We start from the raw sequence: 17,324 nt of genomic DNA, 5'->3' as shown, positions 1-17,324 counted from the left end.
GCTGGTAAAATCATTGACGACGAAGTGATTGATCAGTTAATGGAAGCAATTCTTAGTAACTTTACCCCAAGCGCGTTTGAACCGATAGAAGCGTTACTTGAACTGTTCGAGGGTTTGATAACAGAGCAATTCATAGCACAAAACCAAGGCCATTTTTGGCTGATCCACGAAACACGGCCTTATATGATGTTACGGGCGCACCGCGCACAAATCAACGCGTTACAGGGCAATATACAACTTGCCATTGATGAGTTAGAAACGCTGTGGCAACTAAACCCTATGGATAATCAAGCGAATCGCCATTGGCTAATGAACTGCTATATAATTAAAGGTCAGTGGCAAAAGCTAGATGTATTTTTAGCCGACTTTGACAGCGAAGAGCTCCATGCCACAGCAAGCCGCGCCTTGAGTGAGTTTCATAAAAATGGTGATTCTAGACAAGCCAAGCAATATAAAAATCAACTTAAACAGCTTAATAAACATTTTATAAAAATACTCACCGGGCAAGAAAAACTAAAAATTAACCAAATTGAGTTTTATAGCCCAGGGAGTAAAGAAGAAGTAGGCGTGTACTTAGAGTCACTTGGCAAACAAGCGTGGATAGCCACCGAAGGCAGTTTGTTTTGGCTGAGAAAAAAGTAAATTAAAAAAAGTTAGAGATTGAAGGTTAAAGGTAAAAGTTCACGGGCTACGGTTTTTGGGCTTCCCAGCGCTTTTATATTGAGCCTTAGGCCTTCTATTTTCAGCACAGCGCATCATAACCTCTTTGTGATAATTGGCTTAACTTGTTTTTCACAACAGAGGGCATTGAGAAAACAATGGGTATTGGCGAATCACTTCTCCTTCACTTTTCGGTGGTGTCATAATCACTTTTTAAACGCGTCAACAGGGAATGAGCATTGCACGTAGCAGGAACTTACCTCGCGTTTGTATTAAATTTTTTCGCGGCATAAAGCCGCTGCTACTGACTAATTTCACCACAGAGGGGACAGAAGTGCTTCGCCTACACGGAGAAAACACAGGAATAAATAAGTCACTTCTTCTGCTCTTCTCCTTCACTTCTCGGTGGTGACATAATCACTTTTAAACAAAATCAGTGCGGGGTTACCACTAAATATCTAATTCTTATTTATGTGATCATTTATTAAATCACGTACTCTCTACCTCTAAAAGCGCAGCGTCTCTTAACCTCTTTGTGAATAATTGGCTTAACTTGTTTTTCACCACACAGGCGCTTCGCGCTACACAGAGAAAGAAAAGTCAATGAGCAGTGAAAGTTGTAGGCTTAGAGCTTGCTCGCGCGAAAACACTAAATGAGTAAAACCCCAGGTTAATAGGGTTTGTAAATGCGCTCTATGACCGCCTTATTATTTTTAATCAGGCGATTAATAACCGCTATATCGTCAGTGGTTACCGTTTTTTTACTCAGCATAAAATGCACATTATTTACATTTATAGGCTTAACCAACGCCGCAGGCATAATGTTTGAGTACTGTTTAGTAAAGTGCTGCGCCACTAACGAATCATCAAGTAAATAATTAATACGCTGCTTGTTAAGCATACCAAAACGTTTTTTAGACTCGCTCGTAAGTACAACCTGCTCAGCATACTGTAAGCGCAATTGCTCAAACGCCTCACCAAAAACACTTCCCCTGTTAACCCCCACCGTTAGCGACTGACTAAATAGCTGGTTAATACTGTGTACGTTGGGCGAGTCGGCATGTTTGTACAGCAGCATTTTTTCAACACGATAAGGCAACGTAAAGTGAGCATACTCTGCACGCTCAGTAGTTTTGCTAGCAGCAAAAATTAAATCAACACGGCCCTGTTTTAGCTCTTCAAATGCACGTAACGAGTTAGGCAGCACACTAAAATTTAAACAATAAGGTGAGCCTTCAAAAATAGCGTTAAGTACGTCTATTTCAGTACCACCCAGCGTATTGTTTTTTAATATTACGTAAGGCGGCCAGTAACTTTCGTTGGTAGCCACCGTTAACGTTTTAGTGCATCCCCAAGCATTAAATGCACTAAAAGTAAAAAGGGTTATAAACAGTAATATTTTCAAACTACAGCCTTTTGTGAGCGGTTTTTAGTGTATGTATAGTTATAATTTTTCAAACAGTTCTTCTAATTGTGCTTTTCTGCTTTGTATTAATTTATTAACTTCAACTACATCTTGCAAGGTAGACGTATTTTTACTCAGCATTAAATGAATAGAGCCTTTGTTAACATAGGTTGTGGTATTTACCCGCTTAATATTGTTCGACTGGCTTATAAAATACTCGCCCACTAATTGGTCTTCAATTATAAAATCGACCCGCTGTTTAGCTAATAAAGCAAAACGCCTTTTTGCCGCACCGGTAAAAATAATTTGTTTTGGGTAAATACTTTTTAAACGCTCAAATTGCTCGCCGTAATAACTACCCGCATGGGCGGCCACGGTGTAGCCTTGTGCAAACGCGTCTTGCAGGTTTTTAACGTTGTATTGTTTACTTTTATGCTGATACAGCCACATAACCTCGTTGCGGTAACTATCCGAAAAATAAACATGCTCTGCGCGTTTTTCAGTAAAGCTTGCAGCCCACCCTAAATCCATTCGGCCTTTAGTTTGTTCAACAAATGCGCGCTCTGTATTGGGTAAAAACTCAACCTGAACGCAATAAGGCGACCCTGCAAAAATAAGCCAAAGCGCCGTTACTTCTTTACCTTGTGCGTGGCCGTTAACATCAATAACGTAAGGCGGCCAATAGGTATCGTGCGACGCGACAAAAAACTTTTTTTCGCAAGCCCCACTCCCAAAAGAGAGGGCTACTAACAAATACAAACCGTATTTTTTTAATCTATGCATTATATCCCTCATGCTAGCGACGCAATACATACAGTATAAACCAGCCTTAAAATTTAGTCGTAAATTTTGTATAAGCATGTAAATAGCATCACTGGGTTTATAAAGTTATGTATTTATAATCAACGTGTTGGGAGGGCTAAGCTAACATGTTCGTTTTTGTAATCGTTAAACTTGCAATGTGCGCGGGCGATTAATAAAAAGGGCGTATTAATTTAAAATATTCTACTACTAAGTCTATATTTTATTTATGTGTTCCTGTAGATTAAACACCAATGAATTTAATATTAACAGCGGCTTAGCTGTTAAACGATTAGCCAAGGAGCGGGTGTATCGTGCCAAGTACCACACTCACTTACTACAATAACAACGCGCAAACCTTTAGCGACTCAACGCTTAATGTTGATATGTCGGCGCTTTACGCTGAGTTTTTACCGCTTATCCCTAAACACGGCCATATTTTAGATGCTGGTTGTGGCAGTGCCCGCGATGCTATGTATTTTAAACAGCAAGGTTTTACGGTTAGCGCGTTTGACGCAAGCTCAGCGATTGCAAAGTTAGCCAGTAATTACTTACAGCAACCTGTAGCGGTTAAAACCTTTCAACAGCTTGAATGTGTAAATAAATACGATGGCATTTGGTGCTGCGCTAGTTTATTGCACGTACCAAAAGTAGAGTTACCTCAAGTGTTTTTAAAACTACAAAATGCGCTAAAACTAAATGGTGTTTTGTATGTATCGTTTAAATATGGCACGCAGGAACGCGTGCATAATGGCCGTGAATTTACCGATTTAAATGAAGACGGCTTAACTGCGCTAATTAACCACCACACCGAGCTTAAAATACTAAAACAATGGCAAACGGTAGACCAACGACCAGAGCGCGAAAGCGAAGTGTGGCTCAATGCGTTAATTAAAGTTGTGCCTGTTTTATGATTGGCGCAATGCAGCAACAGCTCGACTTTATTGCATACATTCAACGTATGCTGGTTGAGGGCGATTTTAGCGCTACCTATAAGTTTGCGCTTTTACACGCCATTGCCGATGTATGCGTTGAGCAACCGTTGTTGTCAGAGCAAAGCCAATTAGTAATTGAGTTGCCAACTCTTGCCGATAAACTCATTACCTTATACTGGCATCATGCAATGCCGTTTTCATCAGACCACACCGGCGAAAGCGCCTTACTTAAGCAAAATACAGGTGCACAATCAAAAGTAATTAGCGTACTGTTTGAATGCCAGCAAAATAACATACGTAACTTTCGCCAGCTTAAGCAAAGCCCCTTTTATAAACCCACGTTTAACGCAGCCATGGCAACACTAAAAACAGGGCCGCTTTGGCGCTTACAAATACTCGCCAAACAAGAAGATTGCTTTTTATACCCACATACAAACAGCACTCAATTTATTACGTTAAATGCAGGTATCGCGAGCTGCTTTAGGCGCTTTTACGATTTAGTTGTGTACTTAGCTAAAAATGCATGGCTTCAAAAAATTCAGAGTATAAAGCACAACCAAGCGTTGATTGGCCCGCAAAGCCAACTGCAAGAGTTTTTATTTGGGGTAGACCGTAATGCACTCACTAAAGCAAAGCCCGTTTTAGTAGAGCTGCAATCAAACACGTGTTTTTATTGCCAAAAGCCAATGAAAAACGATGTGGAGATTGATCACTTTATACCGTTTGCCCGCTACGCTAACGACCTAGGTCATAACTTTGTGGCAGCGCACCGTGCATGTAATAACAACAAACGCGACTTTTTAGCGGCGCAACAACACCGCGAACGCTGGCAAAATCAAAACTTGGTTGTTAACAGCCAAATTATTAGTAACGAACTAAATGCGTATTTTCATTGCGATGCCGATAAATCTCTCGCTGTAAGTAATTGGGCGTATCAAGTGGCACAAGCCAATAACGCAAAGTTATGGCTTGCAAATAAAGACCATTTTGAAGAAGCAAAACTAACTGCCGACATAGTGGCTTTCCCGCAAGCAAAACAACCTGAGTTAAATCAAGTTGCTAAATCAGCCGTTAGTTTAAAATCGAGTGATAACGCATTAAAACTGCCGTACTTCCCTAATATTAAAATTGCCTGCGGGCATTTTAAAACAGGGGATGAAAGCGATATGGAATTAATGGACGCACCATTTGGCGCAGGCAAGCTTGATCCAAACGTGCACTTTTTAGCACACGCATCGGGTAACTCAATGAATGGCGGTAAACACCCAATACTTGATGGTGATTTACTGCTGCTTGAGCTTATAACTTCCGATAAAGCGGGTTCGCTTCGCGACCAAATAGTTGTTATAGAGCGAGACGATATAAGCGGAGACGGGCAGTATTTACTGCGTAAAGTTAATAAATTACCCAATGGGCAATATGAGCTAATCGCTCAAAACCCCAATTATGAGGTAATGATTGCAGATGAAAGCATGCGAACGTTCGCACGGTTTAAACAAGTGGTTGCAGAGTAGTCGCGCTTTAACTTGTAGGCGCAGAGCTTGCTCGTGTTTTGTAGACGCGCAGCTTGCTGGCGTGCAAAGCGAAGCTTTGAATGTGTTAATGGAATTATACAGCGCTTATAAATGATGCTTCTGTGTGCACTTTAAGGGGGTTAATAACCTCTATTCGAGGTTTTATCGCGTTGGCGATGGCAACCAAAGGGCGGCTGCCGCCGACCGCCCTTTGGAATCCCACGGCGCACCCGAGGATCACACTGTGTCCTCAAGTTAAAAATGGATGTGAACGTAAGCACCGTGTATTCGCCATCCATGGCGAAGCCACGACTTAACTTGCATCCTTGCAAGTGATTACTCATCAATTTATAACTTTCGGGTGTGATCACGGGGAGTTGGAGTGTATTGATAGATTGGTGGTTATGAATGTAGGCGGGAGTTTATCTCGTGTTTTATATTTTTTAATCATTTAATACTCATGCAAGTGGCAAATAAGATCGAAAAATGGCCGGTCAAAAATTATGATTTGGCCTATTAGTTATAAAAATAATAATTAGAGATAAGGAAATTCAATATGTATCTAGAAAGTTTTACAATTAAAAATTTTCGTAAATTTAGTAGTACTAATAATACAGTTTACTTTGTAGAACCTACTTCAATTCAAAGTGACGACAGTAGGACAAATAATGCCGTTATATCTCCTTCATCCACTTTGATAATTGGTAAAAATAATGCTGGAAAAACAACTATTGCAAACGCTTTGACACTTTTATGTGATAACGCTCAACCTAAAGCCGCTGATTTTAATATTACCTATTTAAGAAAGTTGTTTGAGCAATATGCTAAAGCTCATGAGGAAGGAAAAGATTTTGATACTTTGTCATCTCCTGAGCTTGAATTTACTATTAGAGTAACGGTTGATACTCTTCAAAATGACTTAATGGTTAATTTAAGCCCATTTATTGCCATAAGTGATGCATCAGCTGAGTCAGGTGACGATGAAGCTAATGTAAATATTATCGCTCGAGTTGAGGTAACTGAAGTTGCTGCGTTCAAAGAAGTTGTTAAATCTATCTTTACAACTGTCGGCGAACTAAAAGGAAAATTTATTAAATTTTATGAACTGTTAAATAATAAGCTAGAGGATATTGAGACAGAGAAAAGATTATTTAAAACTAATTACTACACAATATATGGAGCAGAGGTTAAAGGCTTTCTTCTTAAAAATATCATACAAATTAAAGAGATAAAAGCAAATAGGCACCTTAAGAAAAATGTATTATCAGAAGTGTACAATAAAATAGTAGCTTTTCAATTTGATAATGATAGCTCACAAAAACAAAAGCTTGAGACACAGATAAAAAAAATAAATACAGGACTTACAGATGTTATCGATGGAAAAAAGGAAGATATATGTAGCGTATTAACAGAAGTCGAAACCAATAATCAGGTGGATTTGGACTTAACTGGTAACGTAACTTATGACTCTATTTTAAAAAACTTAATTAAATATAGCTTTAATGATAATGGTAATTTTATTCCTGAAGATCAATTTGGTTTAGGGTATATAAACCTATTAAATATAATAGGTGAAATAATCCATTATGTAGATACTTATGAGAATAAAAGCCATAACAGCCATATAAATCTGTTATTTATTGAAGAACCAGAAGCATTTATGCACCCTCAGATGCAAGAGTTTTTCATTAACCGAATTGATGCTGCTGTCAGTAAAGCCTTAGAAGTTGCTAACCAGTCAACGAAAGAGGGAGAAGAGAAAAAAGTTTTAAACTGTCAAATTGCTATAACTACACACTCATCCCATATAGTGAATAGTAAAATTCATAGTAGCAACTCATTTAATAATATTAATTACCTAAATGATATAAATAAGCAAGCAACGGTTGTGAAGCTAACAGATCAAGTTGTAGTGGGTGTAGAAGCAAAACCTGAAACTCTTCAATTCATAAAAAAACATATTAAGTATAAAGTTTCGGAGCTTTTTTTCTCTGATGCAGTTTTATTTGTTGAAGGTGTCACAGAAGAATTATTACTTAAATTGTATATTGAGAATGATGTGATATTGAAAAATTACTACATATCAGTTTTTAATATCAATGGCGCTCATGGAAAACTATATCAGCCATTAACTAAAGCACTTAAAATCCCATGTCTAATTATTACAGACATTGATATTAAGCGAGAAAAATGCGAAAAAAATCAAAAGCACGAAGCTAGCGAAAATTGCGATCGCTGTGGCCAGAAAGCGAAAACAGATGAAAGTGAATTTGTATCTGGTAGTCATCCTGAATATAAGCAAATAACGGATTTAAAAAATAGAGAAACAACTAATCAAACACTGATTAGCTTAAACAAAGGCTCGAAAATTTTAGATGGTATTAAATATTTTTCAGAAGATAATCTTCATGTGGTTTTTCAAAAAGAATCTATCGAAGAACAATTTGCGACTAGCCTAGAAGAGGCTCTGATCTTAACTAACTATAGTAATAATATTATCAATAATGTTATTAAAGAATGCAAATCCAACATCTATACAGATCTTGTTGGTCAAGGGGAGGGACAAAATAATAAAAACCTAATAAGTAACTCTTTCAAACTTCAAAGGAAGCTTGCAAGCAATAAAAGTGAGTTTTCAAATAAACTAATCTTTGAATGTTTAGTCAGTGAAAAAGAGCACCGGCCTAAGTTACCAAAATATATTAATGATGGATTTGATTGGTTAAAAGAACAACTTCAATCAAAAAAGGAAAATATCACTTCAATTGTTCAAGGAGGAGAGCATGACTCCGAATGAAAAAAATGAATTTCTAGTACAGCAGCAAATTTACACCTGCATTGATAACTTTGATTGCTTTCGCTTTAATGCTGGAGCTGGTGCAGGCAAAACTTATGCTCTAATTGAATCTATTAGGTACATATTAAAAAATAACGCTAAATCTTTACAAAAAAGCAATCAAAAAATTACCTGTGTTACCTACACAAATGTAGCAGTTGAAGAAATTAAAAAGCGCCTAGGAAACTCAGAAATAGTAAATGTTTCAACTATACATGAAAGATTGTGGGAGCTGGTGAAGCCGTATCAAAAAGAGCTTGTGCAGTGCCACAAAGAGAAGATAGAGGTAGAGCTGAAAAGTATTATTGATGACTTAAAAAACAAGAGTGATGATAAGTTTAAAGTATTTGCAAACTTGTTCCAAGAGGAAAAAATAGCATTTATAAAATTCGCATTTGAAACTAAAGACGTGTTCTACAGAGTTCAAAATGCTAAATCTGGAGCATTTAAGAAAGCATATGCAGAAGTTGCTGATGAGATTAAACCATCTAGCTTAGATGCCATGATAAAAAACTTTTCTAACTTCAAGAGTACAATTCGATACATCTATAAAAAAGCTAGATATTCAGATTGCTTAGAAAAAATTAACAGCGGTACAAATAACTCCGTTGTTTACGATCATCGATTTAATAATGATCGTCTTGCTTCGATGATGTTCAGCCATGATACACTTCTGGAATACTGTTTAATGCTTGTTGAGCGTCATCCTATGTTATGCCGGATCATTATTGATCAAAGCCCATATTTTTTCATAGATGAGTACCAAGATGCAGATGAGAAAGTAATTAAGCTTGTTAAATGCCTCGATAATTATAAAGCAACCCAAGGTAAACGTTGGATGGTAGGTTACTTCGGAGATGTTGCTCAGAACATCTATGATAAAGGAATTGGTTCTAGAATATATACTATTCACCCTGAAATAACTAATATCAATAAAGAATATAACAGGCGTTCACATACACAAATAATTGACCTTATCAATTTGATTAGAAATGATAAAATTTTACAAAAACCGATATATGAAGATAGAGCTAGTGGTGATATCCAACTTCATCATTCGGGCATATATAATAGTACAGATGAAAAAGTTGAAGCTACTATTAAATTTTTAGAAGGTTTCAAAACAGACTTATCTGAAAAGACACAAATTCATTGCCTAGTATTGACTAACAAGCTAATGGCGCAGTTAAATGGGTTTGGTGATATTTATAATTGTTTTGCTAATGCCGATAGCATTTTCCATGAAGATCTGAAAACCCAATTATTATCAAACGAATTAGAAAAGCTAAACCCCGTTATCCTACAAGTTTATAAGTTTCTTGACCTTTACCAACTTATTAATAGCCCACGGACCACTTATGAAAACCTTTTTGGCTCACTCGCTAATGGTGTAACTTTCGCCGATGCAAAAAAAGTAGTTTGTGACCTAAAAGCCATAAATAGCGGCGATTTAAATGAATTTATAGGCAATATTTCTCAGTTACTTGAAAAGGAAAATAAAAATAAAGCGTTAGATTGTTGTATATCCCACACATTAAATATCGATCGTCGTTTACTTACGAATATTAATAATATTAACGCTCTCATAATTTTAAAACTTACAGAACTTATGTCACGTACTGGAGAGTTAACGGATGAAGAAGCTGATATTGCTCGGGGAAAAGTAGATACAGTTTTGAGTATACCTATAAACCAATGGATATCATGGAAAAAATTTATAGATGAAGTTCATGATAGTGATATTAGTTATCACACATATCATGGTACAAAAGGCGAGGAGTATCAAAATGTGGCTATTATTATGGAGCATAGCTTTGGCGGTACGTATAAAGGAAGAGATAAACTAAAAAATTTCTTTAACCATTTACAGCTTGAAGGCCAAGAAAAAAAACAAAAGCTAGAAGATAGTAAATATAAAGATGACTTTGAGAACACGAAAAACTTAATCTATGTAGCTTGTTCACGTGCTATTAAAAGCCTTAGGATTTTGTATTTAGATGATATTAGTTCTATTCAAAAAGGTATCGAGCAAATTTTTACAAACCCTATAGAGTTTAAAGTGGGTGATAAAAAATAACATATGAGCACCATTTTATTTAAACAAGTATAAAAAATAGACTCAATCAATCTATTAATTATTAACCAACCGCTAATTTCCCTGCCTCCTGCCACATTTCACTTGGCATGGGGTTGGTTAATTCCCACGTTATATTCATCGGCTGGCTGCCGTTGTGGCTTTGGTATTTAACCTCGCCGTAGTTTACAAACCCCATAGTTCGGCCGTTTTCGTCTTTGCCTTGTTCGCGCACAAATAACAGGATGGTTTTGCCTGTTTGTTGGTGCTGAATATAACTTAGGCCGCGGCCGTGTTCTGGGCGTGCGCTGTTTTGTGTTTGCCAGTGGAACAGGGTAGGGCTGATTGCGTAGTCGTGGTATAGCGTGGTGGGCGAGTAGGTTTTTTCGCACTTATTGAGCGTTACAAATAGCAGCTCTAGGTTTTGGTTTTTAAATTCTAAAACGCCTTCACGGGCGGTCGATTTTTTATCAAACGAGTGCGCCCCAAACGCAGCGAGTATTTGCTGGCGAGTATAGCGGCTGTGTAATTTTATTGCATGATTAGGTAGGCATGTTAAATCGCTTTCTTGTTGGTGAATGCGGTTTATTAATAGCGTAATTACTTGTGCAAGTTCGTGTTGTAGCTCTTTGTGTTTAAGTGCTTGTAAGCTTTGCTCAAGCGTTTTAAACCCTAAACTTGCGCCAGTGGTGTCCCAAAAGTTGTAATGCGCCATAAGCGCGTACTGTTGATTTTGCGCTGTTGGGGTAAAGCTAAAGTCGTTGTTACATAAATCACGTAAAAAGCATAGGTAACTGAGCGAGTCGCAGCCGAGTAATTGGGTGTTTATAGCGCGGTAATACGCGGCGTAAATATCGGCTTGGTCTGCGGGTATTTCATCACCTTTTAACCAGTGCCAGCCACCGAGTTTTTTATCTTTTGGTTTGTATATATCTTCAAGCGTGACTTGTGGGTTTATGCGTAAAAAATTACTGAGCGTAAGCGTATCATTGGTGTGTTGCGAGTAACTATTTATCAGCTGCTGTAAACGGCGTTTAGAATTTATAGCTTGCTGTATATTTTTTAATATTGTTTGTTGTGTGCGCTTTTGTAGCTCAATACGGCAACCCAGTGGTAAATGCGGGAAGTTGTTTTCGATCTCGGTTTTTATTGGTTGATTACTTTTTCCAATGAGTGCGCGAAACTTACTAGCAAAGTCGTATTCTGGGCGGGCGTTGCCTACAAAGTCGAGTACGGTACAGCACTGCTTTTGACTGTTGTCGGGCAAGCGAAGGCCACGGCCGAGTTGCTGTAAAAACAGCGTTAGGCTTTCGGTGGGGCGTAAAAATAAAAGAGTATCGACCTCTGGAATATCGACCCCTTCGTTAAAAATATCAACTACACACAGTATTTGTATTTCACCTTGGCGCAGCGCTTGTTGTTTGGCCGCGCGCTCATTAGTATTTTTGCTAGTAAGCACATCGGCGTTTATGCCTGCTAAGTTAAACTTAGATGCCATAAACTCTGCGTGTTTTTGACTTACGCAAAATGCCAGTGCTTTAATAGTTTGAACGTTAGTCACTATATCAACAAGGCTGGATATAATTTTGTTTGCGCGGCTGTTCTCCCCTGTATAAAGGTTACTTAGCTCGCTTATATCGTAACGCCCGCCTCGCCATGTTATTTGGCTTAGGTCGGTGTCGTCATCTAATCCAAAGTACTGAAATGGGCATAAATGGCGTTGGTTTATTGCCTCTGGCAAGCGTATTTCGGCGGCTATTACCCCACAAAAATCATCAAGTATATTTGCGCCATCTTGTCGCTCTGGTGTGGCGGTGAGGCCAAGTAATATTGTGGGCGTAAAGTGATTTAATATAGCGCGATAACTTGCAGCGCTTACGTGATGTACTTCGTCAATAACTATGTAGTCGTAGTAATCATGCGTTAATTTGAGCGATTCAATTTGACTGTTTAATGTTTGGATTGACGCAAATAATTGGTTATAGCGCTGCGGTTTGTAGTTACCCACCCACAGTTCACCAAAGTCGTTATTTTTAAGTACACCACGGTAAGCACTTTGCGCTTGTTTAAGTATTTCTTCGCGGTGGGCTACAAACAAAAAGTGTGCGTTTGGGTTTTTGTCGTAAACGGTTTTAAAGTCGAACGCCGATATAATGGTTTTACCCGTGCCCGTTGCGGCAACCACTAAATTTTTGAAGCGATCATGAACGCTACGTTCAACGCTTAGCTTTTCTAAAATAGCGAGTTGATGCGTTTTTGGCGTGATATCAAAATAAAACTGGCTGCTTGATTGCCCAACACCGCGTTGCTCGTTAAGTGAATTTATGAGCTTTTCTTTACATTCAGCTTTGCCTGTAAACAGTTCGAAATCTGGCGATTGCCAGTAAGTTTCAAAGGTACTTTTGGTTTTGGATATAATGTGCGGGATTTCTTGTGCGGTAATTTTTAAGTTCCATTCAAGGCCGCTGGTAAGCGCTGAATGCGATAAATTAGACGAACCAATATAACCGGTATGAAAACCTGTATTACGCATAAACAAGTATGACTTTGCGTGTAAGCGATCTTGCTGGTTGTTGTAACTAAGTTTTACTTCGGTATTTGGTAGGTTTGCCAAAAACTCAACCGCTTTAGCATCCGTTGCGCCCATGTACGAAGTGGTAATAACTTTGAGCTTATTACCGCTTTTAGTAAACGCTTCAAGTTCATTTTTAAAAATGCGCAGCCCTGTCCATTTTATAAATGAGACAAGCCAGTAAATAGTGTCGGACGATTTAATCTCGCGTTTTAGCTCGGTTTCGAGCGATATGCCCGCATTCGCACCGCTAAACAATTCGCTTTGAGTAAGCCCTGTTAGTGGAAAAATATCGTGAGAGTAATCTTTAAGGTTTGCCGCAATAGGGTTTTGGGTATTAAACAGCGCGGTAAGTATTCGGCCTTGGCTGTCGATAAGGTTTTCGTTGATTAGCTCGTCATCGCGAATATGATCTTTAAGCCAAAGCACAAGGCTGTTTGCGAGGTTTATTTGCTCTTGCAAACGCTCGTTCGAATTGGGAATAGCATTTATCGCATGTTCAACTAGCTTGCCCAAAAAGCGCGAAAGCCATGTTGCCGCTTCGGCTGTTTCAAGTTGTCGCTCGCCCACATAAAACTGATCACGATTTAAATTTTGCTCAATTACTTGCGTAATTAACTGCTCGTAAATACCAATTTGCTGCATTGAAACCACTCCCTGTTTGCGAGTAGTTAGTTTACTAAAAAATGTAATGCAAACAAGCATTAACTCATTATTGAATTAAAGACCAATGCTAAGACAATTCCCCCGTGATCACACCCGAAATTGAATTAATGATGAGTAATAGCAGCGCATGGATGCGCGTTAAGCGATGCTTACACACGGACATGTTTCATCGCGTTTACGTTCATATCATTAATTTAAATTGAGGAAATAGTGCGATCCTCGGGGCGCCGTGGGGTTCCAAGGGGCGGTCGGCGGCATCCGCCCTTTGGTTGCCGCCAGCAAACGGGCATTTTAAAAAGGCTTTTATTTCTTAAAAAATTTATCTCCCTTCAACTCAACAGCCCAATATTCAAACACCTTGAGTAAAATAGGCCAATTGGGCCACTCTGCTTTGGGTACGCCTTTGAGCATGTCAGCTAGTTTTTTATCAAAGCGTTGTTGGCTTTTGTATTCGCTACTGCCTTTTTGTAAATAATCTATTTTGTTATAAAAGGGCTGGTAGGGGTAAATATCGCCGTAGTAAAAATAGTCGATATCTTGCTCTAGCATTTTGACTTTTATTCGCTCAGTGAGCAGTGGTAGCTTTTTATTAAAGTCATCGTATTTTAAGAATGTCACTTTACCTGATCGCATATGTATTTTTACTAAATCTACGTCGTCAATATCGCCATACAATTGCACCGCACAGCCTATGTAAACACGTAGTATTGTGGGGAGCTGGTTTAAATAGCGAGTGGGTAAAATATACGAGTGATTGTCATGTAATTCACCCAGCTGAATTTCCTCGTATGCTTGATAACAAGCATTACCAATATTAGCAGGCTCTGCTATTGAGAATAGTAGTTGTTTTGCTTGCTCTAATGCTTGGTTGTAATCGCTAAAATGTACTTTTAAATCTCGCGTTAACCTTGCAGGCATGTGGCTTTTAGCTTGGCGTTTACCAAATAGGCTAAGTGCAAAGTAAACCAATAAATCGTGTTTTCGTTTTTTTTGCGCTTGCTCAAACGCATTTTGTTCATAGTAATTTTGCAGCAAGCTAAATGCTTTGTTGTGGCTGGCGAAATATTTACGCAATGTTGTACTTTGCTCAAACTCATCGTTTGCAGGTAATCGGCCAAAGTGCAGGCAGTGTTGCCAAAAATCATCAAGCAGGGTTTGGTGTTTTTCAAACAATGTTTTTTGCTGGGCTTTGGGTAAAGCTTTTGGCTGCGGCCTTTGCGTTATGTGTTGCCAATTATAATTTTGAAATTGCAGCTCTAAGTGATGAGCCTCTTCTAACTGAGCGCATTTAAATATAGCGATAATGCCTTGCCCAAACACCATGGTTTTAACGTTTAGGGTTTGCTCTATGTAGGCTCTTATTTGGGCTTGGCTATAGTATTTTTGAAAGGTATTCCATTTTGTAATTACACCGTCTTTGTATTGCTTAAAGTGTTCTTGTTTGGCTTCATTGGCGAGCATTACCGATACTAAAAGCAATTTTTTAGTGTGCTGGTAAGCAGCGGTTAAAGTGTCTTTTCGCTCTTGTTGCTCTTCAATTACATTAAGTACAAAGCCCAAATTAACAATATCACTGGTTTGTTTATTACCGTTTGGCCTGTGTACTGGGTCCCATGCGTTAATATTGAGGCCGTGGGCTTCTAGCTCAGTTGCGTCATCAGCTAAGCCGCAGCCGTAATCAAGTATTGAATAATCACCATTTAAATAACCGTACTTTGCCAGTTTTTGAAAAGGCGCTGAAAGCCTATCACGATTTATTGCGGTTAAATGGCGCTGTATTGTTTGTGGTTTATTTTCAATTATAGGTTCTGGTAGCTCAGCTATTTTGTTTAGCCTGCCTTTTTCATCTAGTTCGTAGCCTTTGCGTTTAATTAAGTTTTGCCATTGCTGTTTAAAACCAATACTTTTGGTGTTTTGGTACAGGCCTATTTGCTCGCCTTCTTTCGTAATAGCTTTAAATAATGCGTAATGAGGGTAATTAGGCAGTACAAAGGTTTCTTTACGATGCAATATTGGCGGGTTATTTGAGTTACTGTAGTTTGTTGTTTTTATTGTTTGCTCGTCACCATCAATTGTATAGCTGGTGTGTAGTGCGGGGTATGCGTATTCATCAAAGTGAGGGTAGTTAAGTAACGTAAATTTTAAGTCGCGTTTATAGAGTTTAATTAGGTTCCAAGCTTCATTTATGTTTAATTTGCTTATGGTGCTTTGAATAAAACTTAGTAACTCAGGCGGTAGCGCTTGATGTAATGAGCTTTTGTGCAAATAAATAGCTGTTGGTAGTGATTTACCATGTTTGAGCTTTTTTACTAGATCACGGTATTGAGTGAAGTTTAGCGTTGAAGGTAAGTTAGCAGCCATTTAAGTTACTCAAATTACGTATAAATTTAATCGATGTTTAATTTTTTTGCGGCGTATGCTTTTTTTTGAGCTTCTAAGTTGAAGAGTGTTTCTATATCAAAGTCATAATGCTGGCTCAATTTAGCCGCTAAGCTAATGCTTAAGTCAGAACCATTAAAAAAACGACTTAGCGTTGATTGATTAACACCAATTTTATTGGCGGCGGTGCTTGAGTTTATGCCTTGCTTTTCAAGTTTGCGTTTAACAAGCGAAGCGGCTCCTGTTGGTGCAGAAATTACGCCTATTAAATCTTTATTTATGTTCATGTAACGATGCCTTTCTAAAAATATCGGAAAATTAATCAGCTGGGGGCAACCCATGTCATTATTCTTTTTGCTACTAGATATAAATCATACTAAATAGAGAGGTGCAAACAAAAGCTCTTTTCGCGCAAGCAAGCTTTGCGCCTACAGGTGTTTAGGTGAAATTTGTAGCATTAATTGTACTTGAGTTTGAACAATACGACATGTACCTGTTTTTAACGTATAAAGTAAACATTGTTATTATAGGAACTCGTCATGGATGATTTATTAAACCAAGGCCTTAGCCTTTTAGTTATTATTGGTAGTGTTTATTTATTACTAGGTGTTTTGTTTGTTAAAATATGGCTTCATCAAAAAAATGCAAAACTACCTGTTGATCGCAAAAAGCTTAAACGTGTTGCTGCGCAAACATTAAATGAACAAGTAAATGACAAGGTTTTTGATGTAATAGGGCTTATCTTTTTATCTGCTTTAATAGTTACAATGCCTTTTGCTATTAAAGGCATTGCTGAAATGTTTGCCAGCGTTAAGGTTAATTACTTCCTAATTATTTTGATTATTTTAGGTTTAGCTTATGTAGCAAGAAAGCTTTGGGTTAAATCAAACCTTTTGATCAAGCTAAAACTTGGGCGTGATGCCGAACTTGCTGTTGCCTCGGAGCTTATAGAATTACAGTCGCATGGTTATCAGGTATTTCATGATGTGCAAGCAGATGGTTTTAATATTGATCATTTGGTTGTTGGGCCAAATGGTATTTTTGCCGTTGAAACCAAAGGTAGGCATAAGCGAATAAAAGACGACATAAATTACAAAGTTAAATTTGAAAATAATCATTTAGCATTTCCCTCTTGGTTTGAAAGTAAGCCGCTAGAACAAGCTCAAAATCAGGCTAATTGGGTGAATAAATGGCTACAAGAATCAACGGGTTTTAATACCCAGGTATTGCCAGTGCTGTGTTTTCCTGGTTGGTTTATAGAGCTTAAACAGCGCCCACTCTTTCCTATTGTTTCGCATAAACAAATAGTTAAAACGCTCCTTACTATGCGACAAGTAAGTTTAAGCCAAGAGCAGCAACGTGCTATTTGCTATCAAGTAGTTCAGCGTTCATCACATGAAAGTAAAGCAATTTAAACGCTGCGCTTTTCGCGCAAGCAATCCTTGCGTCCGCAAATTAATTATTATGTTTATAATCTAATAA

11 protein-coding genes are annotated in these 17,324 nt (G+C 38.1%); 6 read left to right on the top strand and 5 right to left on the bottom strand.

Annotated elements, in window-relative coordinates; translation table 11 throughout:
• Positions 1-24: 24 nt before the first annotated feature.
• Entirely contained in the window at positions 25-642 is a 618-nt protein-coding gene (locus tag CWB62_RS06930) for a hypothetical protein (protein ID WP_249315590.1), read from the top strand.
• A gap of 688 nt (positions 643-1,330) precedes the next feature.
• Here CWB62_RS06930 and CWB62_RS06925 read toward each other — a convergent pair.
• Positions 1,331-2,065: a substrate-binding periplasmic protein gene (locus CWB62_RS06925; RefSeq protein WP_138528424.1), complete on the bottom strand. Its 735-nt coding sequence runs from the start codon at positions 2,063-2,065 to the stop codon at positions 1,331-1,333.
• Positions 2,066-2,104: 39 nt separating this feature from the next.
• Positions 2,105-2,848 (bottom strand): transporter substrate-binding domain-containing protein, encoded by a 744-nt coding sequence (locus CWB62_RS06920; RefSeq protein ID WP_138528426.1) that lies wholly within the window; start codon positions 2,846-2,848, stop codon positions 2,105-2,107.
• A 332-nt stretch (positions 2,849-3,180) separates the two neighbouring features.
• On the opposite strand from CWB62_RS06920, the gene CWB62_RS06915 reads away from it, so the two are divergent.
• From CWB62_RS06915 to CWB62_RS06900, 4 genes are all read left to right on the top strand, one after another.
• On the top strand, positions 3,181-3,780 hold the full coding sequence (locus CWB62_RS06915) for a class I SAM-dependent methyltransferase (RefSeq protein WP_138528428.1): 600 nt from the start codon (positions 3,181-3,183) through the stop codon (positions 3,778-3,780).
• Positions 3,777-5,315, top strand: coding sequence for an HNH endonuclease signature motif containing protein (locus CWB62_RS06910; RefSeq protein WP_138528430.1), 1,539 nt, complete (start codon positions 3,777-3,779; stop codon positions 5,313-5,315). The genes CWB62_RS06915 and CWB62_RS06910 overlap by 4 nt, the downstream gene beginning before the upstream one ends.
• Before the next feature lie 556 nt (positions 5,316-5,871).
• The gene (locus tag CWB62_RS06905) at positions 5,872-8,112 is read left to right on the top strand and encodes an AAA family ATPase (protein WP_138528432.1); all 2,241 of its coding nucleotides are present in this window, start codon (positions 5,872-5,874) and stop codon (positions 8,110-8,112) included.
• A complete protein-coding gene (locus CWB62_RS06900) occupies positions 8,099-10,228 on the top strand; it encodes a UvrD-helicase domain-containing protein (RefSeq protein WP_138528434.1) in 2,130 nt (709 codons plus the stop codon). Before CWB62_RS06905 ends, CWB62_RS06900 begins: the two co-directional genes overlap by 14 nt.
• A gap of 61 nt (positions 10,229-10,289) precedes the next feature.
• Here the strand turns inward: CWB62_RS06900 and CWB62_RS06895 are convergent, their stop codons facing one another.
• The 3 genes from CWB62_RS06895 to CWB62_RS06885 form a co-directional block, all read right to left on the bottom strand.
• A complete protein-coding gene (locus CWB62_RS06895; protein WP_138528436.1) occupies positions 10,290-13,442 on the bottom strand; it encodes a DEAD/DEAH box helicase in 3,153 nt (1,050 codons plus the stop codon).
• Positions 13,443-13,766: 324 nt separating this feature from the next.
• Positions 13,767-15,824 (bottom strand): DNA phosphorothioation-associated putative methyltransferase, encoded by a 2,058-nt coding sequence (locus CWB62_RS06890; RefSeq protein ID WP_138528438.1) that lies wholly within the window; start codon positions 15,822-15,824, stop codon positions 13,767-13,769.
• A 26-nt stretch (positions 15,825-15,850) separates the two neighbouring features.
• Positions 15,851-16,129 carry a helix-turn-helix domain-containing protein gene (locus tag CWB62_RS06885; RefSeq protein WP_171034600.1) on the bottom strand — a complete coding sequence of 93 codons (279 nt, stop codon included), beginning with the start codon at positions 16,127-16,129 and terminating at the stop codon, positions 15,851-15,853.
• Between the two features lie 252 nt (positions 16,130-16,381).
• Here CWB62_RS06885 and CWB62_RS06880 point away from each other — a divergent pair, with 252 nt between their 5' ends.
• On the top strand, positions 16,382-17,257 hold the full coding sequence (locus CWB62_RS06880; RefSeq protein ID WP_138528443.1) for a nuclease-related domain-containing protein: 876 nt from the start codon (positions 16,382-16,384) through the stop codon (positions 17,255-17,257).
• Positions 17,258-17,324: the final 67 nt, after the last annotated feature.

The organism is Pseudoalteromonas sp. S408 (genome assembly GCF_005886645.1).
Taxonomy (GTDB): domain Bacteria; phylum Pseudomonadota; class Gammaproteobacteria; order Enterobacterales; family Alteromonadaceae; genus Pseudoalteromonas.
This window is presented reverse-complemented; position numbering and strand designations above follow the sequence as displayed.